The sequence below is a fragment of the Mycobacterium sp. SM3041 genome (genome assembly GCF_039668335.1).
Lineage (GTDB): Bacteria > Actinomycetota > Actinomycetes > Mycobacteriales > Mycobacteriaceae > Mycobacterium.
This window is the reverse complement of sequence record NZ_JAYXBQ010000072.1, coordinates 65,837-85,470: the sequence shown is the minus strand read 5'-3', so window position 1 is coordinate 85,470 and position 19,634 is coordinate 65,837. Positions and strand designations below refer to the sequence as shown.

The window sequence follows — 19,634 nt, the reverse complement described above, 5'->3', positions numbered from 1 at the left end:
GTGATTCCCACGGCCGGTCAGCCTATTACCGGGAAGCGGCGCTCTTCGGCGAGTTCGTCGAGAGCGTCCTGCATGACCTTGCGGACGTGCGCGTCGACGGCATCGACGTCGGGCTCATCGCCGGACTGGAACGCGATCGCCGTGGGATCGACGGGCGGCAGCACCTGCATGACGATCTTCGACGGCAGCGGCAGGTTCAGCGGCAGTACGGCGGACAACCCGAACGGCAGCCCGATGGACAGCGGCACCACCTTGGCGCGCGCGGCGCGGGCGATGGGACCGAGCGCCTTGGCGATCTTCTCGCCGCGGGTCAGGAACAGCTGGGTCTCCTGGCCGCCGATGCCGACCATCGGCACGATCGGGACGCCGGCGTTGATCGCGGCCTTCACGTAACCCTTGCGGCCGTCGAAGTCGATCTTGTTGGCGTCGGTCGACGGCCGGTAGACGTCGTAGTCCCCGCCGGGGAACACCACGACGAGGCCGCCGGAGCGCAGTGCCTCGTCGGCGTTCTCGTGGCTCGCCAGGATGTAGCCGGTCTTCTTGAAGAAGTCCGCGGTCGGGCCGACCATCAGCATGGCGTGGCTGAGGGTGTAGACGGGGCGGTCGTAGCCGTATTTCTCGTAGAAGTGCGACGAGAAGATCGGCACGTCCATGGGCAGCATGCCGCCCGAGTGGTTGCTCACCACGAGTGCGCCGCCGAGGGGAATGTTCTCCAATCCGCGGACCTCGGACCGGTGATAGACCTTCAGCAGCGGTCGGAGAATCCCCATGACCTTCTCGGTCAGCTCCGGGTCGAATTTGGTGATTTCGGGCAGCTTGGCCACGGTTTCTCCTCTGACTGCGGCAAAAACTAGAACATGTTCTAATTTTCGATTATTCACTGGTTGACCGCCGGACGCCAATCCCCTGTGGCTAGCATCACCGTCGTGACCGAAGAAGCCACCAGCGAAGATGCTGTCCTCGTCGAACAGCGCGACCGCATACTGATCATCACCATCAATCGGCCCCAGGCCAAGAACGCTGTCAACTCAGCGGTCAGCAAGGGCTTGGCGGCCGCCGCGGACCGCCTCGACGAAGACCCGGGACTGTCCGTCGCGGTGCTGACGGGAGCCGGCGGCTCGTTCTGTGCGGGCATGGATCTGAAGGCGTTTGCCAAAGGCGAGAACATCCTCTCGGATCGCGGCCTCGGCTTCACCCAGCGTCCGCCGGCCAAGCCGCTGATCGCGGCTGTCGAGGGCTACGCCCTGGCGGGTGGCACCGAGTTGGCGCTGTCGGCCGACCTGATCGTCGCCTCCAATGCGGCGGCCTTCGGCATCCCCGAGGTCAAGCGCGGCCTGGTCGCCGGTGCCGGCGGGTTGCTGCGGCTGCCGCAGCGCATCCCGTACGCCATCGCCATGGAACTCGCCCTCACCGGTGACAACCTGACCGCGACGCGGGCGCACGAACTGGGCCTGGTCAACGAGCTGACCGAGCCCGGTGGCGCACTGGATGCCGCCCTCGCGCTGGCTGAGCGCATCACCGCGAACGGCCCGCTGGCGGTCGCCGCCACCAAGCGGATCATCGTCGAGTCGGCCGACTGGTCCGACGCCGAGAAGTGGGACAAGCAGGCCGCCATCCTGGGGCCGGTCTTCATGTCGAAGGACGCGCGCGAGGGCGCGGTGGCCTTCGCCGAGAAGCGCGCGCCGCAGTGGACCGGTAGCTGAGGCTGCCGACCATCGGCTCAGCCGATGCTGCTACCTCGGTTTCTTTTCCGGCTGCTGCACGGGGCACTGCTGCTCAACCCAGTTGTTGAGCGTGCGGCTGAACTGGCTGCGGTCGGGATCGCTGCTGTGCAGGCCGTTGGTCTTGACGAAATGCGTCACGGCGGCCTGCACATCGGCCGGCGGGTGGAAACCGTTGATGGTGTCCCCGGCGGCCTTCGAGTCCTCGGGGGACGCGCCGGACATCAGGTTCACCACCGCGCCGGTGAGTTGCAGGCACGTCCCGCCGTCGAGCTGACGGCTGGTGGGTGACGGCGGCGCTTCCGCCGCGGGCGTGCTCGGGGCGGCCGAGGAACTCTGCGCCGGAGCGCTCGATGCCGAGGTGGTCGGCTGCGCCGGCTGCTTGTCGCCCGAACATCCGGCCAGCAGCAGGGCGGCTGCCAGTACGGCCGCCTGGCCGCCGTTGAGTCGCCGCGACGTCATGTTCTCCCGGTAGCGCATGTGTTTGTTCTACCGGGAGACGGCTGTCGTCGGCCAGTGGGGTCAGACCGAGGCGACGAAGTCGCTGCTGTAGAACTCGGCCGGGCTCTGCGAATGCGGCTGGGGCAGATCGACCGCGACCCAGACGCCGGTGGTGCCGGGGGCGACGGGCAGCTGGACGGTGGCGCTGCCGTTGCCCCAGCCGTCGGTGCTCAGCGGGGCGGTGCCGATGCTCGGGTCGCCGGGCAGGCAGCCGAGGGTGGCATGCGGTGCCGGGATCACGCGGACCGTGTACTGCGCGTTGCGCGCACCGTCGAGCATCTCGATGTGGGCGCTGGCGGTGCGCCCGTCGGAGGTGATCTCCGCCGTCGGGACTGCCGGGAAGCGGAACTTCATGTAGTTGATCGGCTGCCGATCGCAGGTGTAGGCCCGCGACATCAGGGTCTGACGGGCCGTGCCCGCGGCCTGGGCGGGCGCCGCGACGACGGTCGCGGCGGGCAGGGCGGCACAGACGGCCAACGCGGCGAAAGCGCCACTCTTCTTGGACATGTGTCGAGTTTTTACCGAGACCGCCGGTAGCGCAGTGGTGGCCGTCACAAGCGGACGGAACGCACTTTCCGCGCGGATGTTGACTTAGGTCACAACGGGTTTCCGCTGCGGCCCACCGTCACATCCCAGGCGTCCGTCGCCGCAGTGCGGTCGGCCAGTCGCCGGGCGTGCCGGCCGGTGCTACCGAACTCATCGGCCCAACTGCGTGCGCGCAGGGTGGCGCGCCACAGCGGATGTTCCGCCGTGGTGCCGATGGCGCCGTGCAGCTGATGGGCGATGGTCGTCACCGGGGCGACGGCCCGGCCGACGGCGACCTTGGCCACCGTGGTGGCGTAGGCGGTGCGGTCGTCGCCGAAGCCGTACCGAGCGGCGGCGGTGATCGCCAGAACGGTTGCCGCCCTGGCACGCTCGATCTCCCCGAGCATCGCGGCCAGCGAGTGTTGCACGGCCTGGAACGCCGCGAGTGGGCGGCCGAACTGCATGCGCGTCTCGGTATGTGCGACGGTCAGTTGTGCGGCCGCATCGAAGGCGCCGACGATCTGCACGCAGCGACACCAGGCGCCGCGGATGGTCAGCGCGTCGGCGACCGCGAGCGGCAGCTGGACGACATCGGCTGCCGCGGTGTCGAATTCGACGATGGCGCGAGGCTCGCCGGCGAGGTTGTGTCCGTCGTCGACGAGTGTCGGTGCGTCGCGCAGCGCGACGTACAGGGCGTCGGCACCTCGGGTGGCCACCACGACGGGCCCGCATTGTGGCCAGGTGGCGACGCCGTCCACTGCCAGTGTGAGCGGCCCCGATTCCGGCACACTCAAGCCGGCTTCGGCGGCCAACCATGTTGCCAGCACATCGGTTTCGGCGATCGGTACCGCGGCCCCGTGGCGGGCCAGAGCGCCCAGCACGACGGCCGTGGCGGCGGGCCCGGCGTCGGCGTCACTGCTGAGCCGGGTCAGTCCCGAACCCTCGGTGGTGCGCCACAGGGCGTCGTCGAACGTCAGCGGCAAAGTCCGCGCGGGCGCGGCCGTCCGGCCGATCTGCTCGGCCAGCTCGCGCAACTCCGCATATTCGTCCGAATGCTGTTCGGCAGCAGCCTGTTTGGTCCAGTTCTTGGCGACGATGCCGCGCAGGACCTCATTCGTGCCGCCGCGCAGCGTGAACAGCGGTGCGTGCACGCGGGCGGTGTCCAGCATCGTCTGCAGCCGCCGGCGGTCGGGGCCGTCGTAGCGGTCCAGCAGCTCCGCGGCGATCTCGACGGAATCCTGTTCGAAGCGGGTGCCGAGGTCCTTCACCAGCGCGGCGGACACCGCGGCGTCCTGGCCGGCCGTCAGCGCCCGGGCGACCGATATCGACAGTTGGCGCAACGAGATCATCCGTGCCATCAGGTCGCCGACGTCGGCGCGGGGTTCGTCCCGCAGTGCCCCGACGAGGGCGAAAAGCAGTGTGGCCGTGGACAGGAAGCGCTCCGGCCCGCTGCGCTCGAAACCCAGTTCGGAGGTCACCTGATGCCAGCCGGCGCCGACCGTGCCCAGCACGTCGGCGTCGGTCAGCGCGACGTCGTCGAACAGCACCTCGTTGAAATGGTGCTCACCGTTCATCTGGACGATGGGCTCGATGGTGACGCCCGGAGCGTCGGTGGGGACGATGAACTGACTGAATCCCGCGTGCCGATGTTTCGGGTCCAGGGGGCTGGTGCGGGCGAGCACCACGATCTGGTGGGCCAGATGCGCACCGCTGGTCCAGACCTTGCTGCCGCTCAGCAGCCAGCCGCCGTCGGTGCGGGTGGCCCTGGTGGTGACGGCGGCCAGGTCGGAACCCGCCTCGTGCTCACTCATGCCGATGGCCGAATACAAAGTGCCGGAAGCAATTCGGGGCAGGAGCCGGCGCCGTTGCTCTTCGCTGCCGTAGCTCAGGAGGGCGGGCGCCACCTGTCGGTCGGCGATCCAGTGCGCGGCCACCGGGGCGCCGTGGGCCAGGAGTTCCTCGGTGACGACGTACCGGTGCATGTGGCTGCGCCCGCGGCCGCCGTACTCGACGGGGATCGTCAGCCCGACGAAGCCGGCCGCCGCCAGCCGCCTGCTGAAGTCGGCGTCCCACTTCGACAGCCAGCAGTCGACACCGGGCTGCCAGCCGAACTGCGCCGCGTCCTCGGCCAGGAACCGGCGCAGGTCGTTACGCAGTTCCGCCAGGTCACCATCGTCGGCGCGGAGCGCGTCGAAATCGTCCATCGGGCAACAGTAATCATGGCGCCGCAGATTGTCGGCGGGTCACGGCATACTCGGCGAGATGGCGACCATCTACTACACCGCATCCAGCTTGGACGGCTTCATCGTCGATTCTGCGGGCAGCCTGGACTGGCTGCTCTCGCGTGACATCGACGTCGACGGGCCGTTCGGCTACAAGGCGTTCGAGAAGTCCGTCGGTGCGCTGGTCCTGGGGTCGACGACGTACCAGTGGGTCGTCGAGCACGAGCCGGGCGACTGGCCGTATCCCCAGCCGACGTGGGTGCTCACGTCCCGGCCCGGCATCATCGTCGACGGCCATCCGGTGCAGGCGGTGAGCGGTGATGTGGCGCAACTGCATCCGACGCTGGTCGAGGCGGCGGGCGACCGCGACGTGTGGATTCTCGGAGGCGGGGACGTTGCGGCGCAGTTCGTGAAGGCCGGCCTGGTCGATGAACTGGTGGTGTCGTACGCGCCGTGCTCGCTGGGCGAGGGCGCGCCGGTGCTGCCGGTGCGCTCGGAGTGGCGGCTGGTGGAATCCGCCGTCAACAGGGACTTCGTGTGTGCACGCTGGGCTCGCGCGGAAGGCTAACTGCCGGCGGTCGGCAGGCCGTTGTTTTTGACGAAAGCCTTTGCCTTGATCAGGAATTCGAGCTGACTGGCAACATCGTGCAACGGCTCGACGCTGCGTGACGAGCGGCTCAGGATCACGGCGCCCTCGAGCGCGGCCAGGCAGGTGACGGCCAGGGTTGACGCGTCGGTGTCGCTGAAGCCTTCGGCGGTGAAGGCGTGTCCGAGCGCGGTGCGCCACCGGTCGAAGATCCCGGCGGCGATGGGGGTCAGGGTCGGCGCTTCGTCGCCCGACCCGACCGCCGCGGCGACCACCGGACACCCGGCGGTGAAGTCACTGTCGGCGAGGATGCGATCCCAGAACGTGACGAATCCGCGGACGAGGGCGATGCCGCCGTAGGCGGCGGAACCGTCGATATGGGCGGCAATCGCATCGCCGGCGAACTGCAGGGCCTCGATCAGCAGCTGGCTGCGGCCCTCGGGAAAGTGGTGGTAGACCGAGCCGCGCGGGGCACCGCTACGGACCAACACCTCGTCGATGGTCAGGCCCGCGGCGCCGCGTTCACGCAGCACGGCGGCGGCGCTGCGCACCATCCGTTCCCGAGTGGCGCCTCGCTTGTTGACCGTCTTGGTGACGGGCTCAGCTGACGTCAATGCGTGACCCGGTTCCGCAGCTGCGTCATCCGATCCTGCACGCCCCGCGCCGCTTCACGCAGCCGCTCGTTGGCACCCAGGACGGTGTGCGTGAAGCGATGGCCCTTCACGTTGACCTCGACGACCCACATGGCGCCCTCCTCGATATGGGTCTCAGCATAAAACGTCGGACACATCGGGCCAAAGAATGTATTCCAGGTCACTATTGGGCGGCCGCAGCGGCCAAATGGCGTCGAAATTATGGCCGGTTACATAGTTCTGTGATCAAGAATTCACTTCTGGGTGGACGTCCGAACTCGATGTGCAGACCGTCATCAGGGGTCTTCCGCAGGGGCGTTGTGGGTTCGCCTCCGAGCGTGCGCTCAGATCGGGGATCTGGCCTGCAGGACGATCTGTCCGCACATTGGCGAAGATGTACGGCCGCGTTGATCACGAGCGTGCAGCCAGATCGAAGATCGGGCGAGAGGTGCGATCTGAGTGCACCCTCGTGGCGGGCAACGAGACGAGCAGACACAAAACTGCCCCCACTCCGAGGAGTAGGGGCAGTTTTGTGTCTGCTCGCGGAGAAAATTAGCCGGCGTTCTCCAGCGCGACGAGCGCGGCCGCGACGGCGAAGTACTTGTTGGAGCCGAGCTGGCGCACGGTCTTGATGTTGAATGCCGCGGCGAGGTGCTCGGCGTCGGAGTCACTGACCCCGGCCAGCGCGGCGGGCGATGCGTCGAGGATGTTCTTGAGGGACTTGTCCTCATATGCCTTGTCGAGCGACTTGTCGAGATCCACAGAGACAGCCATACGTTTCCTCCCAGATTGTTTGCCAGACCTTCGGACGGGCGTGACGCTATCAGCGTTCGCTGGGCGCCGCCTGGGATAAAACACCTGTGCTGAAAAGCCGAATGGCCACCCGGCCGAGTCCCCCGAGGGGCGAAGGACAAGGCGCGGATGGCCATCCGGACGAAGGCAGTACTGCTTACTCCGGGGTGTAGCCGAACGGCATGAGCACGCTCTTGGCCTGGCAGTAGGCCTCGATGCCCTCGGGGCCGTTCTCGCGGCCGATGCCCGAGTTCTTGTAGCCGCCGAACGGCGCGCCCGGATCGAAGGCGTACATGTTGACCGCGTAGGTGCCGGTGCGAATCTGCGAGGCGATCTTCATGGCCCGCGGGATGTCGGTGGTGTAGACGCTGCCGGCCAGACCGTAGGCCGAGTCGTTGGCGATCCGGATGGCGTCCTCTTCGGTGTCGAAGGGGATGATCGCCAGCACCGGGCCGAAGATCTCCTCCTGGGCGATGGTCATCGAGTTGTCGACGTCGGCGAACACCGTCGGCTGCACGAACCAACCGGAGTCCAGGCCCTCGGGACGGCCGCCGCCGGTGGCGATGCGGGCGCCTTCTTCGACGCCCTTCTTGATGTAGCTCTCGACGCGCTCGCGCTGCTTCTCGCTGATCAGCGGGCCGATCATCGCGGCCGGGTTGTCCGGCAGGCCGACCTGCATGGCGGCCGCGCCGGCGGCCACCTTCTCGACGACCTCGTCGTACCGCGATCGCGGGGCCAGGATGCGGGTCTGTCCGACGCAGGCCTGGCCGGTGTTCATCAGGCCCGAGAACAGCAGCATCGGGAGGGTGGAGTCCAGGTCGGCGTCTTCGAGGATGATCGCCGCGGACTTGCCGCCGAGTTCCAGGGTGCAGGGCTTGAGCCGCTCGGCGGCGACCTTGCCGATCTCCTTGCCGACGGCCGAGCTGCCGGTGAAGGTGAACTTGTCGATCTCGGGGTTGGCGGTCAGCGCGCGGCCGGTCTCGGGGCCGCCGGGCACGATCGACAGCACGCCCTCGGGCAGGCCGGCGTCGGCGAAGGCCTGCGCCATGGCGAAGACCGACAACGGCGTCTCGGCGGCGGGCTTGAGCACGACGGTGCAGCCGGCCAGCAGTGCCGGGCCCAGCTTGTTGGCGGCCAGGAAGAACGGCACGTTCCACGCGGCGACGGCGGCGACGACGCCGATGGGCTCGCGGGTCACCAGGGTCTGGCCGTAGATGCCATCGCGGATGTCGCTCCACTGGAATTTGTCCGCGGCACCGGCGTAGTAGTTGAACGACGACATGGCCGCGCCGTACTGCATCATGTCGACGATGCTCGGCGGCTGGCCGGTCTCGGCGGAGAGCAGGAACTTCAGCTCGTCGGCGCGCTCGGTCATGATGCGCGACGCCTCGGCGATCACCACGGCGCGCTCGGCCGGGGACATCTTGGGCCACGGGCCCTCGTCGAACGCCTTGCGTGCGGCGGCACAAGCGGCATCCACGTCGGCCTTCGAGGCCAGCGGCACCTTGCCGACGAGCTCGCCGGTGGCCGGGGAGTGCACCTCGATGACGTCCGACGTCGAGGGTGCGGTCCACTGACCGCCGATGAACAGCTGATCCCACTCGGTTTTGAATGCCGTGCTCTGTGTCATGGCCGTCACACTACCCAGTTTTCGGCCAAACGAGAACATGTTCCAATTAGGTCATTCAGCTGGGCTGGAGCACCAACACCAGGTTGCTCGTCAAGAACTCCTGTAACACCGGTACAGAAGTCGCACGCCAGGCCCATCGCGGGTGGTAGCGGGGGAATGCGGCGACCAGCGCCCCAGTGCTGCGCGCCCACTCCAGGCCAGCCGCGGCCGATACCGCGAACAACGACGATCCGTAGTCGTTCTTCGGCCGGTGGCCGTGTTTGCGGGTGTACATCTCGGCGGCCCGCCGGCCGCCGAGGTAGTGCGTCAGCCCCATCTCGTGGCCGCCGAAGGGACCCAGCCACACCGTGTACGACAGGATCACCAGCCCGCCCGGCCGGGTCACCCGCAACATCTCCCGGCCCATCAGCCACGGTTCGCGGACATGCTCGACGACGTTCGACGACAGGCAGACGTCGACGCTGCCGTCGGCGAACGGCAGGGCCATGCCCGAGGCCCGCACGAAGGTGCCGGCGCCGTCGGGTTGGGCGGCCGGGCCGGCATGCATCTCCCGGGGGTCGGGCTCGACACCGATGTATGTCATTCCGGCGCTGGAGAATTCGGTGGCGAAGTAGCCGGGACCGCCGCCGACGTCGAGCACCGTGGCGCCGTCGGGTGCGGCTCCGTTGAGATCGCGCCACAGGCCGTCCACCAGGGCGACGGTGTCCCGGGCGAGGCCGCCGTAGAAGCGGGCCGGGTCGCTCTGCTCGAAACGGAACTCGCTGAGCAGGCGGATCGAGCGGGCGAGGGTGGCCCGCTCACGCGTGATGACCAGTCGTTTGGCTGCCCAGCGATTCACTCCGCAACCCTACTGACCGGTACCCTTCATTCGATGCCAGACCACCCCCAGCAACCCGCTGGATCTCCTGACGAGATCCGGTCGGTGCTGCTGCTCTGCTGGCGGGACACCGGCCATCCCCAGGGCGGCGGTAGCGAGACGTATCTGCAGCGCATCGGCGCGCAACTGGCCGAGTCCGGGGTGCGGGTGACGCTGCGGACGGCGCGCTATCGCGGGGCGTCGCGCACCGAGGTCGTCGACGGCATTCGGATCAGTCGCGGCGGCGGCCGGCTGTCGGTCTACATCTGGGCCGGGCTGGCCATGGTGCTGGCCCGTGTCGGGCTGGGTCCGCTGCGCGGCGTCCGGCCGGATGTGGTGATCGATTCGCAGAACGGCATCCCCTTCCTGGCTCGCTTGGCCTACGGCCGGCGCGCGATGGTGCTGGTGCATCACTGCCACCGCGACCAGTGGCCGGTAGCTGGGCGGTTCATGAGCAAGTTCGGCTGGTTCGTGGAGTCGCGGCTCTCGCCCCGGCTGCACCGCAACAACCAGTACGTGACGGTGTCACTGCCGTCGGCCCGGGACCTGGTGGACCTGGGTGTCGACGCTTCGCGGATCGCCGTCGTCCGCAACGGGGTCGACCTCGCTCCGGCGGCGTCCCTCGCGCTGCCCCGCGCTGCCGAGCCGCGCATCGTGGTGCTGTCGAGACTGGTGCCGCACAAGCAGATCGAGGACGTGCTCGACGCCGTCGCGCTGCTGGCGCCGGTGGTGCCGGGACTGCGCCTGGACGTCGTCGGCGGCGGCTGGTGGGACGAGCGGCTGGTCGCCCACGCTCGCCGGCTCGGTATCAGCTCGGCGGTCACGTTCCACGGCCACGTCGACGAGGCCACCAAACACGAAGTGCTGCAACAGGCTTGGGTCCACGCGCTGCCGTCGCGCAAGGAAGGCTGGGCGCTGGCCGTCATCGAGGCCGCCCAGCACGGTGTGCCGACGGTCGGCTACCGGTCCTCGGGCGGCCTGACCGACTCGATCGTCGATGGGGTGACGGGCCTGCTGGTCGATGACCATCGCGGTCTGGTCACGGCGCTCGAGACTCTGCTGACCGACGCCGTCCTGCGCGACGAGCTGGGTGCCAAGGCGCAGGTGCGGGCGGCCGAATTCTCGTGGCCGCAAAGCGCTTCCGCGTTGCGGACCGTTGCCGAAGCGGTCCGGGACGGCAAGTTCGTCAACGGGATCGTCTGACGTCGCATCCGGGCCGCGCAGTACTGCCGCCGGGCGTCCACGCCCACCCCGGAAATTCTGCGTGACGGCCAGCCAAATCTGCCGTTTTGCTGTTGGACACCGCTGGGCCGCATAAACTGACGGCCAAGTCAAATTTAATAGCAATGAGGGCCGCCTGCGGGTTCCGGCTTTTGTGGTGTCCCTCGAATTTTGCGGATCCAGGCAACTGGGCCCGGTGATGCAGTGCGTTCGAACTCCGTTCTCATTCAATGTAATTGGATATACCGCTCCATCGAAGTACCACCGGGTCTGAGGAGTTGAGCATGTGGAGTTGCCGATGACGCTTTCGACGTTCGGGCTCACGCGGCTGGCGAGTTCACGCACGGTCTGGCAGCCGCATTACGCGCGTCGTGTGCTGCTCACCGACGCCGCGACCATCGTCCTCGCGATGCTGTTCGCACAATGGGTCCGATTCGGCGGAGTGGGCTACGGCCCGTCGGCCTCCATGCTCTACACCGGGTACTCGCTGGTGCTGGCCTGCCTGTGGCTGGGCGTGCTGACGCTTCATCACGCCCGATCGGCGTCGATCCTCGGCTGCGGCATCGAGGAATATCGCCGCGTCGTCGCCGCCTCCTTCTGGACGTTCGGGGTCATCGCGATCGTGGCTCTGCTGGCCCGCCTCGAGATCGCGCGTGGCTACCTGGCCCTCGCGTTCCCGTTGGGCACCATCGGACTGCTCATCGGACGCAAGCTGTGGCGGCGGCGGGTGCGGGCGCGCCGACAGGCGGGCGAATGCCTGACATCCGTTCTCGCCATTGGTGATCGGGACGCCATCGCCGTCCTGGCAACCGAACTCATGAACGATCCCGGCGACGGTTATGTAGTGGTAGGGGCCGGCATCCCGGGAGACCCGGGCGCGCGCGGTGACGTCATCAGGATCGGTGACCGGGTGATCCCGATCTTCGGCGACGAGAACGACGCCCTCGGCGCGCTCGGCGACCGCTGTGCGGCCGACACCGTGGCGCTGACCGACGCCGAACATTTCGGTGTCGCCGGAATCCAGCGGCTCACCTGGCGTCTGGAGGCCTCCGACGTCGACCTGGTGGTGTCGCCGGGCCTGCTCGACGTGGCCGGCGCGCGGCTCGCGATGCGGCCGGTGGCCGGCATGCCGCTGCTGCACGTGGAGAAGCCGCAGTACCACGGCGCCAAGAGTTTCCTGAAGAAGGCGTTCGACTTCGGATTCGCGCTGGCGGCGCTGATCGGGACGGCGCCGCTGCTCGTACTTGCCGCCATCGCCATCAAGATGACGAGCCGCGGACCGGTGTTCTACCGCTCGGAACGTATCGGGTTGGACGGTGAGCCGTTCACCATGATCAAGTTCCGCAGCATGGTGGTCGACGCGGAGGAGCGCCTCGATGAACTGCTGCCGTCGAACGAGATGGCCGGCGGCGTCATGTTCAAGATGCGTGAGGACCCGCGGGTGACGATGGTCGGAAAGCTCCTGCGCCGCTACAGCATCGACGAACTCCCGCAGTTCATCAACGTGCTGAAACAGGACATGAGCGTCGTCGGCCCCCGGCCGCCGCTGCGCCGGGAGGTCGAGACCTACAACGGTGACATCAGGCGCAAACTGCTCGTGAAACCGGGTGTGACGGGGCTGTGGCAGATCAGCGGACGTTCCGACCTCACGTGGGACAAGGCTGTGCGCCTTGATCTTTCGTACGTCGACAACTGGTCGATGCTCACCGACGTCGGGATCATCCTGAAGACCATCAGCGTGGTGGCACGCGGCGAAGGGGCGTACTGAGTCCCCGCCACCGCTGAATCACCATCGCAGCGAGCCCGCCGATCAGTAGGCCCAGCCACACCACGTGCGCGGCGATCAACGATGCCCGTCCCGATGCCGCAGGTGTCGTCCCACCCACTCGGTACAACGCAATGTCGTTGTCCCGATAGGCAATCGGTAGGGACAGCGGGGGAGCAGTGCCCTCCACGACCACCCAGCCGACTCCGGCCGCGGCGAGCTGATGCACGTCGGCGCCCCGCAACAGCAGGTCCTGCACGCGCCGCGCCCGCATGCCCTCACCGGGCACGGTCCGGCCGCCAATGACCAGGTCCCCGGTCGCCAGCACGTCGGCGGAAACCCACCGGGGCAACGGGTCCAGCACCGCCGAGGGGCCGGCCCAGGGGAACTGCCGGATGACGTCGGGCGGCAGTACCGCGACCGGCTTGGGGTCCGAGTTGATCTGCGCGGCAACCGAATACCAACCGGCCGGGTACTGCACCGACCGCAGCTGGCCGCCGACGCCCCAGGCCAGGTCGGGCAACGCGGCCACGACCACCAGGCAGCATCCTGCCGCCGCGAATGCCGTCGGCAGCCAGCGCCGAAGTACCGCCACCGCGGCGGCACCGGCCAGGGCGTAGCCCGGCATCGCCAGCGCCACCCACTTCTGGCCATCGCGCAGCACACCGGTGCTGGGCACAGTCCGGATCAGCCAATCGAGGAACGCCGACCCGGCGTCGGTCGCCAGTAGCGCGGGCACCACCACGGCGACGGCCGCGAGCACCAGCAGCGGCCGCGCCGCGGCCACGGACCACACCTTCCGCGCGCCGCAGGCCACCACAGCCAACAGCGCCACGGACCCGACCAGGGCCCACAGCGTCGTGCGGGACACCGGCACCGCGGATGCGTTCCAGATGCCACCGAGCCCGGCCAGGCTGCCCAGCGTTCCGAGCCCCGGCTCCGCGCGCGCTGCGAACGCCGGCACGCCGGCACTGGCCACCGGAAGCACCGCGCGGGCGACGACCGTCGCCACCAACCACGGCAGCGCGGCTCCGACCGCGGCGGCCAGCGCCACCCACACGCCGCGCCACGTCCGCGAACACACCAGCGCCACCACCAACGCGAGCAGCAGACCCGTCGGCGTCAGTCCGGCCAGCGCGATCCAAAACGCCAGGCCCCAGCGATTTGTGCACGATTGTTCGCGCTCACCGCGGAAAATCGTGCACAAATCGCTGGAGAGGGCGACCCACGGCAGGCAGCCGTAGCCGACCAGCAGGCTCCAGTGCCCCTGCAGCAGCCGCTCGGCGACGTACGGATTCCACACCGCGACGGTGACGGCCACCAGCTGCCCGCCGAGGCCGGCGTCGAGAACGGCAGCGGCCAGCCGCGCCGCGCCCCAGCCGGCGAACCACAGCCCCAGGATCAGCAGCGCCTTGACCAGCACGCCGCCGTCGATGACGGGTGAGAGGACGGCCAGGAAGAAGTCCTGCGGCAGGGCCCGCGGCGCGGCCTCGGACAGGCCCAGGGCGGCGTCGGACAGATACGACCGCGGCGTCGAGACTGCGTCACGCAGCAGCAGATAACCGGGCGCCAGCAGCGGCGCGGTGACAGCGAGCGTCAGCCCCAGCGCGTAGAGCGCCGGTAGGGATTCAGGGCGAGCGAAGCGACGGGTGATGTGCGGACGAAAAGCGATCAGATCCGGTCCGGCGGCAGATCGGTCGGCCGCTGGGTGGGCAGCTTCTCGGTCATGGCCTCAGCGGCGGGCATCGGGCCGGAATCGGTGTCGCGCCGGCCGAAGAAGCCGTGCCCGGCAGCGTCGAGGCCCGGATCGATCAACGCGGCCTGCGACCGCAGGCTGTATCCGGCGAGCAGCACGCCACCGACCAGGAACACCAGTCCCAGGCCACCGAAGGTGATGGGCAGGATGCGGTCCCATAGGGCCAGCTTGTCGCGCTCGTCGTGGGCCGCGGCGACCTGCGACTCGACCGACTGCTCATTGGAGGTGACGGTGTAGTCGGCGAACGTCACCTCAGGCTTGAGGGCGTCGCGCGAGTAGTAGTGGAAGCCGCGGTCCTTCTCCTTGACGATGGTCCCGGAGACCGGGTCCACCCAGAAGGTGCGCGCGGCGGCGTAGTAGCGCTGCATGGTGATCGGGTCGGTCGGCTCGGCCGACGGCACGCCCCACAGTTCGGCGCGCGCGGTCACCGAGCCGTCTTCGTCCTTGTCGTACAGCGACGAGTACTTGATCGGCTCGACCAGCTTGCCGTCGGCGTCGAAGCCGACGTTCTGCGTGAACTTGTAGACCGACAGCCCGTTGACGTCTTCTTCGCCCTCGTAGTTGGCGTCGTACGCCTTCTGCGCGATCGGGTCGAACACCTGGTAGGTCTTCTTCTCCGTGCTGAACGGGAAGCGGTAGCTCAGCCCGGTGTGGGGCAGCGCGATGTTGGTCGGCGGGTTCTGGTCCTCGATGGTGCGCGGCTTCTGCACCGAGCCGGCCGCACCCGTCACCGCCGCGGCGGTGGTGCGGTTGAGCGTCACGGTGTCGACGAGCGCGAGCAGCAGGCCGTTGTCCTGTTGCTTGTCGGTGCGGCGCACCGTGCTGCCGACCTGCAGCGTCACCACATCGGCGTTCGCCGGGTTCTCGACACTGATCTGGCGCTGCAGCACCAGCGGCACGTTCTTGTTGACGACGAACTTCTCGCCCAGCAGCGACGCGGGGTCCAGTGCGGTCCCGGTGCCGTTGCTCACCAGCGTGGTGTCGATGTCGAGCGGGATCTTGGAAATCTTGCCCGACGTATAGGTACTCAAGAGCAGAGCAGCAATCAGCAGGGCGGCGCCGAGCCCCATCAAGACGCATGCCGCGATTCGCAACCCCACAGCGCGGTTCAACCCGTGCTCCTTACTTTGTCTGCCAGCCACACAGCAACCCGACTGACCCTAACAGCCCTTACTAAGGCACACCCTCAGAGTGGTGTGCGGGTGTCGGTGAGATTCGCCGCCGAGACCGGGCACCCGGCACACTGGGGTCGTGGGCGACCAGGGACACGACACCGCGGACAGCGCTGAGGTGAGCGGCACCCGCAGTTTCCTGCCCGCTGTCGAGGGCATGCGGGCCTGTGCGGCCATGGGTGTCGTCCTCACTCACGTGGCGTTCCAGACGGCCAACAGCAGCGGCTGGTACGGCCGCTTGTTCACCCGGTTCGACCTGGCGGTCGCCGTGTTCTTCGCGCTGTCGGGCTTCCTGTTGTGGCGCGGGCACGCCGCCGCCGCGCGCGGCCTGCGGCACCGGCCGCCGACGGGCCACTACCTGCGCTCGCGCATCGTCCGCATCATGCCGGGCTATCTGGTGGCCGTCGTGGTGATCCTGGCGCTGCTGCCCGAGGCGCACGCCGACCTGACGGTGTGGCTCGCCAACCTCACGCTCACCCAGGTCTATGTACCGCTGACGCTGACCGCCGGGCTGACGCAGATGTGGAGCCTGGCCGTCGAGGTCAGCTTCTATCTGGTCCTGCCGCTGCTGGCGCTGTTGGCCCGCCGGTTGCCGGTGGACTGGCGGGTGCCCGCCATCTCGGCACTGGCGGTGGCGAGCTTCGCGTGGCCCGCGCTGCCGTGGCACCTGCCGTTCGGCGTCAACCAGATGAACTGGCTGCCGGCGCTGTTCTCGTGGTTCGCCGCCGGCATGCTGCTGGCCGAACTGACCGTCATGCCCGTCGGCCGCATGCACCAGCTGGCCCGGCGCCGCTGGGTGATGGCGGCCATCGCCGGGGTCGCGTTCGTCATCGCGGCGACGCCGCTGGCCGGCAACATCGGACTCGCACCGGGCGCCGTCAGCCAGGTCGTGGTCAAGACGGCGATGGGCGCCGTGGTCGCCGGGGCACTGCTGGCGCCGCTGGTGCTGGACGCACCCGGGACGCCGCACCGGATCCTCGGCAGCACCACGATGGTGACGTTGGGCCGCTGGTCCTACGGCCTGTTCATCTGGCACCTCGCGGCGCTGGCCATGGTGTTCCCGGTGATCGGTGAGTTCCCGTTCAACGGCCACATGCCGATCGTGCTGATCCTGACCTGGGTTTTCGGTTTCGCGATCGCCGCCGTGAGCTACGGGTTGATCGAGTCGCCCTGCCGCGAGTTGCTGCGCCGCTGGGAATCCCGGCATGCCCCGTCACCGCGGGACAGCGCGATCACGGACGCTCCGGAGCCGGCCGCGGTCGGATAGCCGTGTTTCAGGCACCACCGGAGCGCGTCTGGTGGCGAAGGTGCCGGCGCACCACCGTGCGCACGACGCGGCGTCGGGTGCGGGCCATCGGCCCGGTCGCGCGGATCTTGTGTGCGAATCGTTCGCCGGACTCCTTCAGCCGGTCTTTGACAGTGTCGATGTCGGTGTCCACCAGGGCATGGTGGCGCTTGCGCCAGGTGCCGGCGATCATGACTGCCTCGATGTTGGCGATGTCGGCTTGCAGTGCCGCGGCGATCGGGTCGTGCGCGGGCCACAGGTTCAATGCCCGGGCGTCGATGACGACCAGATCGGCCTGCATGCCAGGGGCGAGGTGGCCGACCCGGTCGGACAGGCCCAGGGCGCGGGCACCGTGGACGGTCGCCCAGGACAGTGCCTGCTTACTGGTTGGCGCCGCGGTCGGTGCGCTCAGTCCGGTGCGGCGTAATTCCAGGTCGTGGGTCAGTCCGCGCTGGCGGGCCAGGGTTATCCGGGCGGCGGTGAGAACTTGGCCGGAGACAGCGGTTTCGGTGTCGGTACCCAGTGACGGGGCTGCTTGCACACGCAGCAGTTGTTCGGTGATTGACGTGCAATGTCCTTGCCCCAGTTCATTTTCCGGGGTGGAGGTGAAGCTGGCTCCCGCGTCGACGAGGCGCTTGACCCAATCGTCGGTCAGGCCGGTGCCGTGCACGATGTTGGCGTGTGGCCCCCACAGGCCCGCAGCGCCGACAGCTGCCCAGCCCTTGGCGGGGGCTCCCGCGCTCTGGTGCATCGAGGCGATCACGCCGCGTTCAAGGGCGGCCCGCAAGTCCCCGATCGCCACATCGGGTGTCGACAATTGCGGGCCCTTGATGGCCATTCCCAGCGTGAGCAGTGTGCTGTTGGCGGCCGGCCCGTCGAGGAGCCGGTCGACCTCGCGCACGTCATGCGGTTTGGTCGGGCCGCCGTGCGGGGTGCCGTGCAAGAAGACCGCGCGAATGCCGGCGGCGTTCAGTGCGTCGATGGCGGCATCGGCGTGCTCCGGAGTCAGGCAGTTGTGACACCAGTCGCCCAAGGTGGTTGTCCCGCAATTGATCTGGTTCAACGCGCCGGCCAAGGTGCCGATGTACATGTCTTCGGGTCGGTATCTGCGGGCGACGTGGCCGTGGGTGTGGGCGAGGTATTCCAGCAATGACCAGTCCGCGCCGGCGAACCGTAGCGCGGTCTGCCAGGTGTGCAGGTGGGCATTGACGAGCCCCGGGATGACGATGCGGTCGGTGAGGTCGACGACGTCGGCGCCGGTGGGGTCGAGGCGGTCGCCCATCGTCGCGATTCGATCGTCCTCGATGAGGATGTCGGTGTGTTCCGTGTCGGGTCGATTCGGAGCCATGGTCACTACATGCGCGCCGCGCAACAGAATTCGGGTCACTCGTGATCTCCTGTACGGCCTTCGTGGGGCGCAGTAATAACGGATACAGTGTGTCCGATAATACTGGGAGGTGTCAACCACGCATCGACCGGGCGACTGATGGCGCTAGTGGGTGGTGAGCGCGCTCAGGTCGGTGGTGAGGGCGCCGTTGCGGATGGGCACGCACGCGTCGGGGAAGCCCTGAACAATTTCGGCACCGAGCCGGTCGAGCTCGTCGAGGAAGGCCGGCAGGTGACGCATCGCGCCTGTGGGCAGGTCGTGGATGACCACGACGCTCCAGTTCTGCTGGACGACATCGTGGAGGCAGCGCTGAACCCACTGTTCGGGTGAATCCCAGTCGTGGGGCACCGACGTCCACAGAACGCAGGTGTAGCGGTGCCGTTGCAGGTAATCGATTGTCGCCGAGTTGAACACGCGGCGGTCCAGCACGCCGCCACCGGCATAAGGGCGGAACAGCTTGTCGGGGTGCGCCAATGGGCCGATGGCATCTTGGGCTGCGCCGATCTCGCGGTCGGGCAGCTCGGGGTCGTCGTGGTCACCGAACTGCACCGAATGAGTCATGGTGTGGTTGCCGATCCAGTGCCCGTCTGCCTTGGCGCGCTCGGCCAATGCGCGGGTGCCTGGTCGGGTGAGTTGTTCACCCACCACGAAGAACGTGGCCTTGATGCCGCGGTCGGCGAGCACGTCGAGCACTTCGGCGGTCGTCTCGGTCGGGCCGTTGTCGAAGCTGAGGGTGACTTTCATTGGCATCTCATGGTTTTCACGCTCCGCGAGCCCGCAGCCCGGCCACGACGAGGTCGGCGACGAATTCCGCGTGCCGGCGCACCGCGGTCGGGTCAAGGGGGTCGACGGGCTCGAGCATCGTCGCCAACGGGGCCAAGCTGAAGGGTGACGTAGCGCCGTGGGCCACGAGGAAGTGCAGGCTGCGCACATCGACGTCCGTCAGTACCCCGCGATCAACCAACGTCTTCAGTGGGGTGGTCAGCCGCGCATACAGCGGATGGATGTGCGCGTCGAACAGATACGTCAACCGCGGGCCGGGGTGTGCGCCTTCCACGGTGACCATCCGCAGTATCTCGGGATGGCGCGCGTGGACCTCGAGGAGCTGGATCAGGCCACGCCGCAGGGCCTCCATCAGATCACTGTCGGCGAGCTGGGGGTCGATGGTGATCTCGTCCTCGATTTCGCCGAACGCCCAATCCACCGCCGCGTACCAGAGGTCTTCCTTGGATCCGAACCGCTGATGAATGAGGTTGTGGCTCACGCCGAGTTCGCGATTGAGTGCGGCGGCCGAGGTGCCGTCGTAACCGTTCTCGGCGAACGTCTTCAGCGCCGCCGACAAGATGTCCGTCAGCGCGGCCGGTGACTCGGTGGCCGGCGGCCGGCCGCGGCGCTTGGCAGTGCTCATTTCGGAAGTTTAGAACAAGATGTTGACGACCATCAACTTTTCTGGATAACCTGCATCACATCACTTAGTTGATGACCATCAATTTAATGCGGGTGCGCCCGCGGGCGTCGCGTCTGGGCGCGGCGAGTGCGAAGAACCCCTCTCGATTCCGAATTCCCTACCCCGGCAAGGAAAT

General features: G+C 68.1%; 18 protein-coding genes and 2 pseudogenes. 5 read left to right on the top strand and 15 right to left on the bottom strand.

The features are described from left to right. Window positions 1–17: 17 nt before the first annotated feature. Window positions 18–770, bottom strand: coding sequence for a lysophospholipid acyltransferase family protein (locus VXD91_RS22830; RefSeq protein WP_226522319.1), 753 nt, complete (start codon window positions 768–770; stop codon window positions 18–20). Between the two features lie 147 nt (window positions 771–917). Here VXD91_RS22830 and VXD91_RS22825 point away from each other — a divergent pair, with 147 nt between their 5' ends. Further along, window positions 918–1,703, top strand: a complete 786-nt coding sequence (locus VXD91_RS22825) for a crotonase/enoyl-CoA hydratase family protein (protein WP_226522320.1) — start codon at window positions 918–920, stop codon at window positions 1,701–1,703. A gap of 30 nt (window positions 1,704–1,733) precedes the next feature. Here the strand turns inward: VXD91_RS22825 and VXD91_RS22820 are convergent, their stop codons facing one another. From VXD91_RS22820 to VXD91_RS22805, 4 genes and pseudogenes are all read right to left on the bottom strand, one after another. Continuing rightward, complete coding sequence (locus VXD91_RS22820; RefSeq protein ID WP_226520368.1) at window positions 1,734–2,201, bottom strand: hypothetical protein; 468 nt, start codon at window positions 2,199–2,201, stop codon at window positions 1,734–1,736. A gap of 42 nt (window positions 2,202–2,243) precedes the next feature. Beyond that, window positions 2,244–2,729, bottom strand: coding sequence for a hypothetical protein (locus VXD91_RS22815; RefSeq protein WP_226520369.1), 486 nt, complete (start codon window positions 2,727–2,729; stop codon window positions 2,244–2,246). 89 nt (window positions 2,730–2,818) lie between these two features. Beyond that, window positions 2,819–3,277 (bottom strand): annotated as a pseudogene (locus tag VXD91_RS22810) (acyl-CoA dehydrogenase family protein); the annotation flags it as partial. A 555-nt stretch (window positions 3,278–3,832) separates the two neighbouring features. Continuing rightward, window positions 3,833–4,951: pseudogene (locus tag VXD91_RS22805) on the bottom strand (acyl-CoA dehydrogenase family protein); the annotation flags it as partial. A 58-nt stretch (window positions 4,952–5,009) separates the two neighbouring features. Between VXD91_RS22805 and VXD91_RS22800 the strand changes: the two are divergent. Further along, window positions 5,010–5,537 (top strand): dihydrofolate reductase family protein, encoded by a 528-nt coding sequence (locus VXD91_RS22800; RefSeq protein WP_226520370.1) that lies wholly within the window; start codon window positions 5,010–5,012, stop codon window positions 5,535–5,537. Here VXD91_RS22800 and VXD91_RS22795 read toward each other — a convergent pair. The 5 genes from VXD91_RS22795 to VXD91_RS22775 all read right to left on the bottom strand — a co-directional run bounded on the left by VXD91_RS22795 (window position 5,534) and on the right by VXD91_RS22775 (window position 9,423). Further along, window positions 5,534–6,109, bottom strand: a complete 576-nt coding sequence (locus VXD91_RS22795; RefSeq protein WP_226522322.1) for a TetR/AcrR family transcriptional regulator — start codon at window positions 6,107–6,109, stop codon at window positions 5,534–5,536. The two genes, VXD91_RS22800 and VXD91_RS22795, sit on opposite strands and share 4 nt — an antisense overlap. 56 nt (window positions 6,110–6,165) lie before the next feature. After that, on the bottom strand, window positions 6,166–6,300 hold the full coding sequence (locus VXD91_RS22790) for a hypothetical protein (RefSeq protein WP_020103445.1): 135 nt from the start codon (window positions 6,298–6,300) through the stop codon (window positions 6,166–6,168). 439 nt (window positions 6,301–6,739) lie between these two features. After that, window positions 6,740–6,961, bottom strand: coding sequence for a hypothetical protein (locus VXD91_RS22785; protein ID WP_346416517.1), 222 nt, complete (start codon window positions 6,959–6,961; stop codon window positions 6,740–6,742). Between the two features lie 175 nt (window positions 6,962–7,136). Further along, window positions 7,137–8,609, bottom strand: a complete 1,473-nt coding sequence (locus VXD91_RS22780) for an aldehyde dehydrogenase (protein WP_346416516.1) — start codon at window positions 8,607–8,609, stop codon at window positions 7,137–7,139. A 55-nt stretch (window positions 8,610–8,664) separates the two neighbouring features. Beyond that, complete coding sequence (locus VXD91_RS22775; RefSeq protein ID WP_346416657.1) at window positions 8,665–9,423, bottom strand: class I SAM-dependent methyltransferase; 759 nt, start codon at window positions 9,421–9,423, stop codon at window positions 8,665–8,667. Between the two features lie 57 nt (window positions 9,424–9,480). Between VXD91_RS22775 and VXD91_RS22770 the strand changes: the two genes are divergently transcribed. Both VXD91_RS22770 and VXD91_RS22765 read left to right on the top strand, forming a co-directional pair. Then, the gene (locus tag VXD91_RS22770) at window positions 9,481–10,668 is read left to right on the top strand and encodes a glycosyltransferase family 4 protein (RefSeq protein ID WP_346416515.1); all 1,188 of its coding nucleotides are present in this window, start codon (window positions 9,481–9,483) and stop codon (window positions 10,666–10,668) included. A 316-nt stretch (window positions 10,669–10,984) separates the two neighbouring features. Beyond that, the gene (locus VXD91_RS22765; protein ID WP_346416514.1) at window positions 10,985–12,454 is read left to right on the top strand and encodes a sugar transferase; all 1,470 of its coding nucleotides are present in this window, start codon (window positions 10,985–10,987) and stop codon (window positions 12,452–12,454) included. On the opposite strand, the gene VXD91_RS22760 is transcribed toward VXD91_RS22765, so the two are convergent. Together VXD91_RS22760 and VXD91_RS22755 are read right to left on the bottom strand one after the other, a co-directional pair. Beyond that, the gene (locus tag VXD91_RS22760) at window positions 12,420–14,105 is read right to left on the bottom strand and encodes a hypothetical protein (RefSeq protein ID WP_346416656.1); all 1,686 of its coding nucleotides are present in this window, start codon (window positions 14,103–14,105) and stop codon (window positions 12,420–12,422) included. The genes VXD91_RS22765 and VXD91_RS22760 overlap by 35 nt on opposite strands. Window positions 14,106–14,122: 17 nt before the next feature. Beyond that, the gene (locus VXD91_RS22755; protein ID WP_346416513.1) at window positions 14,123–15,319 is read right to left on the bottom strand and encodes a DUF3068 domain-containing protein; all 1,197 of its coding nucleotides are present in this window, start codon (window positions 15,317–15,319) and stop codon (window positions 14,123–14,125) included. Window positions 15,320–15,536: 217 nt separating this feature from the next. On the opposite strand from VXD91_RS22755, the gene VXD91_RS22750 reads away from it, so the two are divergent. Further along, window positions 15,537–16,646, top strand: a complete 1,110-nt coding sequence (locus VXD91_RS22750; RefSeq protein WP_346416655.1) for an acyltransferase — start codon at window positions 15,537–15,539, stop codon at window positions 16,644–16,646. Window positions 16,647–16,653: 7 nt separating this feature from the next. Here VXD91_RS22750 and VXD91_RS22745 read toward each other — a convergent pair whose 3' ends face one another. The 3 genes from VXD91_RS22745 to VXD91_RS22735 form a co-directional block, all read right to left on the bottom strand. Further along, window positions 16,654–18,051, bottom strand: a complete 1,398-nt coding sequence (locus VXD91_RS22745) for an amidohydrolase family protein (RefSeq protein ID WP_346416512.1) — start codon at window positions 18,049–18,051, stop codon at window positions 16,654–16,656. Window positions 18,052–18,156: 105 nt separating this feature from the next. Beyond that, the gene (locus VXD91_RS22740) at window positions 18,157–18,795 is read right to left on the bottom strand and encodes a polysaccharide deacetylase family protein (protein WP_346416511.1); all 639 of its coding nucleotides are present in this window, start codon (window positions 18,793–18,795) and stop codon (window positions 18,157–18,159) included. Between the two features lie 16 nt (window positions 18,796–18,811). Then, complete coding sequence (locus tag VXD91_RS22735) at window positions 18,812–19,459, bottom strand: TetR/AcrR family transcriptional regulator (RefSeq protein WP_318984782.1); 648 nt, start codon at window positions 19,457–19,459, stop codon at window positions 18,812–18,814. Window positions 19,460–19,634: the final 175 nt, after the last annotated feature.

Coding starts and splice junctions, on each gene's coding strand:
- VXD91_RS22785 (WP_346416517.1), bottom strand. CDS start 6,961: ATGGCTGTCTCTGTGGATCTCGACAAGTCGCTCGACAAGGCATATGAG.
- VXD91_RS22765 (WP_346416514.1), top strand. CDS start 10,985: ATGACGCTTTCGACGTTCGGGCTCACGCGGCTGGCGAGTTCACGCACG.
- VXD91_RS22770 (WP_346416515.1), top strand. CDS start 9,481: ATGCCAGACCACCCCCAGCAACCCGCTGGATCTCCTGACGAGATCCGG.
- VXD91_RS22815 (WP_226520369.1), bottom strand. CDS start 2,729: ATGTCCAAGAAGAGTGGCGCTTTCGCCGCGTTGGCCGTCTGTGCCGCC.
- VXD91_RS22750 (WP_346416655.1), top strand. CDS start 15,537: ATGCGGGCCTGTGCGGCCATGGGTGTCGTCCTCACTCACGTGGCGTTC.
- VXD91_RS22800 (WP_226520370.1), top strand. CDS start 5,010: ATGGCGACCATCTACTACACCGCATCCAGCTTGGACGGCTTCATCGTC.
- VXD91_RS22740 (WP_346416511.1), bottom strand. CDS start 18,795: ATGAAAGTCACCCTCAGCTTCGACAACGGCCCGACCGAGACGACCGCC.
- VXD91_RS22735 (WP_318984782.1), bottom strand. CDS start 19,459: ATGAGCACTGCCAAGCGCCGCGGCCGGCCGCCGGCCACCGAGTCACCG.
- VXD91_RS22790 (WP_020103445.1), bottom strand. CDS start 6,300: ATGTGGGTCGTCGAGGTCAACGTGAAGGGCCATCGCTTCACGCACACC.
- VXD91_RS22820 (WP_226520368.1), bottom strand. CDS start 2,201: ATGCGCTACCGGGAGAACATGACGTCGCGGCGACTCAACGGCGGCCAG.
- VXD91_RS22830 (WP_226522319.1), bottom strand. CDS start 770: ATGGGGATTCTCCGACCGCTGCTGAAGGTCTATCACCGGTCCGAGGTC.
- VXD91_RS22795 (WP_226522322.1), bottom strand. CDS start 6,109: ATGGTGCGCAGCGCCGCCGCCGTGCTGCGTGAACGCGGCGCCGCGGGC.
- VXD91_RS22780 (WP_346416516.1), bottom strand. CDS start 8,609: ATGACACAGAGCACGGCATTCAAAACCGAGTGGGATCAGCTGTTCATC.